At 42.5% G+C, this 4,258-nt stretch carries 7 protein-coding genes; all 7 read right to left on the reverse strand.

What is annotated here, in order from left to right:
- Window positions 1-119: 119 nt before the first annotated feature.
- A complete protein-coding gene (locus tag VB732_RS35470) occupies window positions 120-464 on the reverse strand; it encodes a hypothetical protein (RefSeq protein WP_323235480.1) in 345 nt (114 codons plus the stop codon).
- Window positions 461-658, reverse strand: coding sequence for a hypothetical protein (locus tag VB732_RS35475; RefSeq protein WP_323235481.1), 198 nt, complete (start codon window positions 656-658; stop codon window positions 461-463). The genes VB732_RS35470 and VB732_RS35475 overlap by 4 nt, the downstream gene beginning before the upstream one ends.
- Window positions 659-772: 114 nt before the next feature.
- On the reverse strand, window positions 773-1,042 hold the full coding sequence (locus tag VB732_RS35480) for a hypothetical protein (RefSeq protein ID WP_221708240.1): 270 nt from the start codon (window positions 1,040-1,042) through the stop codon (window positions 773-775).
- Between the two features lie 71 nt (window positions 1,043-1,113).
- Window positions 1,114-1,674: a WGR domain-containing protein gene (locus VB732_RS35485; protein ID WP_181927379.1), complete on the reverse strand. Its 561-nt coding sequence runs from the start codon at window positions 1,672-1,674 to the stop codon at window positions 1,114-1,116.
- A 13-nt stretch (window positions 1,675-1,687) separates the two neighbouring features.
- Window positions 1,688-2,035 (reverse strand): hypothetical protein, encoded by a 348-nt coding sequence (locus VB732_RS35490; protein ID WP_181927380.1) that lies wholly within the window; start codon window positions 2,033-2,035, stop codon window positions 1,688-1,690.
- Between the two features lie 196 nt (window positions 2,036-2,231).
- Entirely contained in the window at window positions 2,232-3,854 is a 1,623-nt protein-coding gene (locus VB732_RS35495; RefSeq protein WP_323235482.1) for an AAA family ATPase, read from the reverse strand.
- Window positions 3,855-3,944: 90 nt separating this feature from the next.
- A complete protein-coding gene (locus VB732_RS35500) occupies window positions 3,945-4,151 on the reverse strand; it encodes a DUF2997 domain-containing protein (protein ID WP_323235483.1) in 207 nt (68 codons plus the stop codon).
- Window positions 4,152-4,258 lie beyond the last annotated feature (107 nt).

Below are 4,258 nucleotides of genomic sequence, written 5' to 3' on the forward strand. Positions count from 1 at the left end.
CGATTGAAGCCTGCGATAATCCTTACTACTCCCAACAAGCCGCAATGTATATTGACAACCCTGTAATATAGTCCGAATCTCTGCTGTGGTTAATCTGATTTCCATTATTGTTTCCCTCCCTAAAATTTATCTCGTTGAATACTAAAACTTGCTCCGACTAAAGAACTGCCTAAGAATGCAGAAAAACTGACCAACATTGCACCCATGCAAATATTTTTCTGTTGCTCCCAACCAGAGATGATGATGTTGGGATTAGCATTTATCTCAATAATCTCCAGCCCCCAGCAAGCCATTGCTCCAACCCCTGAAAAGCCAGTCAAGAGTAGAGAGACAATTGCAGTTATTTCTATGCTGCGCTCGATAAAAATCCTGGGGTTAAATCTTTTTCGAGTCCGACGAAGAACTAACTTACTCTTATTATTTGAAGGCAAAGATGATTGATGAGTTACTTTATGGGTTTTCATTTTGCTTCGTCTAACTCCACAAAAAATCCTGCACCTGTATTCGTAATCTTTACCCTTCTTTGATTGACCAAGGTTTGAATCACACTAAGACTAAAATTTATGGTGCATAACCGAGCGCTGCCACCGCAACGACTTAGGTACTGAAGGCATAACTGGGAATGGTCTTTTGGGACTAGGTTAGTTTTTTTAGGCATGATGTCTTTCCTGTTGTGGTTTGTGGGGGTCAAAGCACTGGGTGAAAAAAAATAGCCAAGCAGTATTAATGCTTGACTAAAGTGTTTTTGAATTTAAAAGGTGAATTTCAGTTATTAGAAATTATCAAGATCGTCAAACTGATTTGTTGCAGAGTGCTTGTACGCTTTGGCTTTATTCATTTGATGGGTAGAAGCTTTAATTACTGGGATTGCAGCTTCCTTAACTGAATCCTTTGCTTGTTGAAATAGAAATTGTGTCGTCCCTTGTGCATCTTCTTCTTTTGGGTCAATTTGTCCCCATAGTGAGCAAGTTAACTCTAAAGATTCGTAGTCACCTAAATTGAACTTACGCGTGTAAGTTACAGCAATAGTCTTGATTTCCATAATTTACTCAAACAATATTCCAAAATGAAGTGTAGCTATTTGGCATCTCTTACAAAGTGACGCTTCTCAAATTACAAATGTCGCCAGAAGTTCTTACTGATAGTCTTGAGACTGACTACCTTGGGTTCTGCTGTCGCTTCAGAGGCATGACCAACAGCCACCGCAGCGACTTGTGGTGCGGGTGTGGTTAACAAAGAATTAAGCAATCTCATTTGATAATCAACATCTTCTACTGAGCGATATACTCTGTATGGTTCAATTTGCATACCCAAAGGTGTTGGGACAATCAAAAGATATTGATTTAGGGCATTGATATAAGCAACTGAAAAATTTCTCTGCTCTACATAAGGACGGATAATCTCTAGTAATTCAATCGCTCTGTTGATTTCAGAAACTTCACAATTACTGTCGATTTGTGACTGACTTCTTCTGTAGCCTTTCATCATCTTTTCGGCTACTAGATTGTTGAATTTACTAACGGCTCTCTGATGATTGCCTAATGTGTGGACTTTGGTTTGCGCCTTATAACCGACTCTGCCCCACTGCACTGTTAAATTACCATCTTCAACTTTTGCGCTCCAGAACTTGTTGCTGTTATGAATTGCGTCTACAAAGACTAAATAGGTTTCCATGTTTCTTACCCTGTCAACTCACCACTTGGCGGGCGTTGCCCCATCGAATTTGATGCTGTAAAGCTTCAAGTATCGTTTCTGCTTCGTCTGCTGTTAGTCCCTTCAACTGTAAGCAGATATTTTTTAAAACCTCTGGAATACCATTCCAAAGAAATCTTTCAAAATGTCCATCTGTCAAAGCTTCTGTTAGAGAATAATCTTCAGGACTACATATTCGCTGCATAAAAACATATTGGGACAAAGTTGTACGCAGCAAAAGCTTAGTTTCTCTATCCAGTTTTTCGAGATAAACTCCATAATTTTGAACAAATTGGTTAATTCGTTCAGTTTGTCCGTAGTAAGTCACTAAATCTGTTGTCATCTTTTTTTCACCTTCTCTTTAACTGATTGTTGGATTTGAAAAAGCGATAAGCCTGACGGCATAGCTACGCTTACCGCCCCCATAGAATCAGGAGGCAATCGCCCTCAAGAAGGGTAAGGGGAAAAGGGGAAGGGGGAAAGAGGGTTTTCTTTATTCCTTTCCCCTTTCCCCTTTACCCTTTCCCCAAGATTATTTCTCAGTTCATATTCCGAAACTTAGCAGCACGCAAAGATTGAGTTTTCGCCGCAACCACAGCACTACTAGCCCGTCGTGCGGTAGATGCCCATGCCTGCATTCGCTCGACTGCCGCAGCGTCCTGAATCGCAAGCGGGGTAATGGTTTGACGACAGGTTTCCAGATCAGCAAGCGTTACCTGCTGCGGTCTATCCTCATCGAATGCCAGCAGAGCAGCTTCTGAAGCAAGGGTTTCCAGTTCTGCCCCTGAAAATTTCGCGGTGTTGGCAGCGATCGCTTCGAGGTACTCCGATTCCAGATGAATGCCAAAACGTTGTAGATGAATCGCCAGAATCTGTACACGCTCCGGTTCTGTAGGAAGATCAACAAAGAAAGATTCGTCAAATCTTCCTTTCCTCTTAAATTCACTTGGTAGTGCTGATGGGTCATTGCAGGTTGCAACTATAAACACCCCAGCAGTGCATTCAGCCATGAACGTAAGCAAAGTACCCAAGATGCGTTGAGAAACACCGCTTGTATCGCCCTGACCTGAAAGTGCTTTTTCGACCTCATCAATAAACAAGACACAAGGTGCGATCGCAACGGCAGTTTTCAATGCGCGTTTAACATTACCTTCGGATTCGCCAACAAGTGAACCTAAAAGGGACGCAATGTCTAGCTGTAGAAGTGGTAAATTCAGTATAGTTGCAATGTTTTTGGCACAGTTAGATTTCCCTGTTCCGGGTGGGCCAGCCAGCAACACACCTTTCGGTTGGGGTAAGCTAAGACTTCTTGCCTCTTGTGTGAACAGCCGCCGCCGCCTCATCAACCAATCACGCAGTAGATCCAAACCACCGAAGGGTATGCTGGCTGGTTTACCCAATTCGATACCCATTTGAGACAGTAGCCGAGTTTTGTACTCGACGGCTTTGGGGATAAAATCAGCGCCAACGACGACACCATCATTAGTTAAGTTTTCTTTGACTGTTAACCGCAGGAAGTCGCTAATCTCCTCCAGGGTTAATCCCAGGGCAGCACGAGAAAGAGTTTCAATTTCACTTTTATTAAGGGAAATAGTGAAAGTCAATTCCTGTTCAATAGCTGACTGTTGTAGATCATGCAAATAAGAATTGATATGAAGTAGTATTTGCTCAACTCCCGGTAGAGGAATTTCACAATAAGGGATTAAGCGTACAAGTGACTCGTGTAATTGAATGTTTTGACCCAGCAGCACAATGCGTTTATCAGTCGGTTTGAGACGATGGTAGAGATTTTTTACCTTGCTAACAACCTCCCAAGATAACGAAGGCGAATTTTTACCAATAAACGAGTGAATGTCACCTAAGATAAAGACTCCATCACTACTAAAATTCGCAATATAGTCGAATACGAATAGTAGTGGATCAGCCTGTGGTGGTTTCTTATACTCTGGCACTGGTTTAAACACCAATCCCCCATCTGCTGCGATTAAACATTGCTCTAAGGTTGATACCCCCAGATTCCAGAAGAAAACTGGACTTGAGAGCTTGCTGGATGCCTCTGTAGTTAGCCATTGAATAATCGTCGCTTCATCAGGAGACAGGACATCAACAGCAGCAATGGGGATTTGTGAATCGAGTGTGGAGAGCAGATTTGAGAGTTTCATGTCAATTATTCAAATATTTCACTTATGAAATGGCGAAGCCTTTATGATCAGCAGTTACCAGCCGAGTTAAGACTGGTAACTGATGACTGATTACTGACGCAAACGTGTTTGATTACTGTTCGTAGCCCGAAGTTGTTGGGTTTGGGCTTCGTCCTTAAACGTGCGATCGCTCACAACTCCAAGTGCTTCTTCAAATGGTTGCGTAGCCGATAAACAACTCACTCCCTCGAACCCCTCCGCCTCCACGCGAACTTCACCTGTAGCGCTGTCAAAATGAATCAGTATTGAACGTTCCATAATTTATCTCCGTGCAAATTGTTTAACTTCTTGATGTCCGGCAAAAGTTAGGCGTAGAGTTTGCACAGTGCCGTTGGTTGCTTCAGCGATCGCACATTCACCAAACC

Source organism: Nostoc sp. UHCC 0252 (genome assembly GCF_034931145.1).
In the GTDB taxonomy this organism is placed as follows: Bacteria; Cyanobacteriota; Cyanobacteriia; order Cyanobacteriales; family Nostocaceae; genus Nostoc.

Bases quoted from the DNA above. Each gene is read 5' to 3' on its own strand.
- VB732_RS35485 (WP_181927379.1), bottom strand. From the start codon at position 1,674: ATGGAAACCTATTTAGTCTTTGTAGACGCAATTCATAACAGCAACAAG.
- VB732_RS35490 (WP_181927380.1), bottom strand. From the start codon at position 2,035: ATGACAACAGATTTAGTGACTTACTACGGACAAACTGAACGAATTAAC.
- VB732_RS35475 (WP_323235481.1), bottom strand. From the start codon at position 658: ATGCCTAAAAAAACTAACCTAGTCCCAAAAGACCATTCCCAGTTATGC.
- VB732_RS35500 (WP_323235483.1), bottom strand. From the start codon at position 4,151: ATGGAACGTTCAATACTGATTCATTTTGACAGCGCTACAGGTGAAGTT.
- VB732_RS35480 (WP_221708240.1), bottom strand. From the start codon at position 1,042: ATGGAAATCAAGACTATTGCTGTAACTTACACGCGTAAGTTCAATTTA.
- VB732_RS35470 (WP_323235480.1), bottom strand. From the start codon at position 464: ATGAAAACCCATAAAGTAACTCATCAATCATCTTTGCCTTCAAATAAT.
- VB732_RS35495 (WP_323235482.1), bottom strand. From the start codon at position 3,854: ATGAAACTCTCAAATCTGCTCTCCACACTCGATTCACAAATCCCCATT.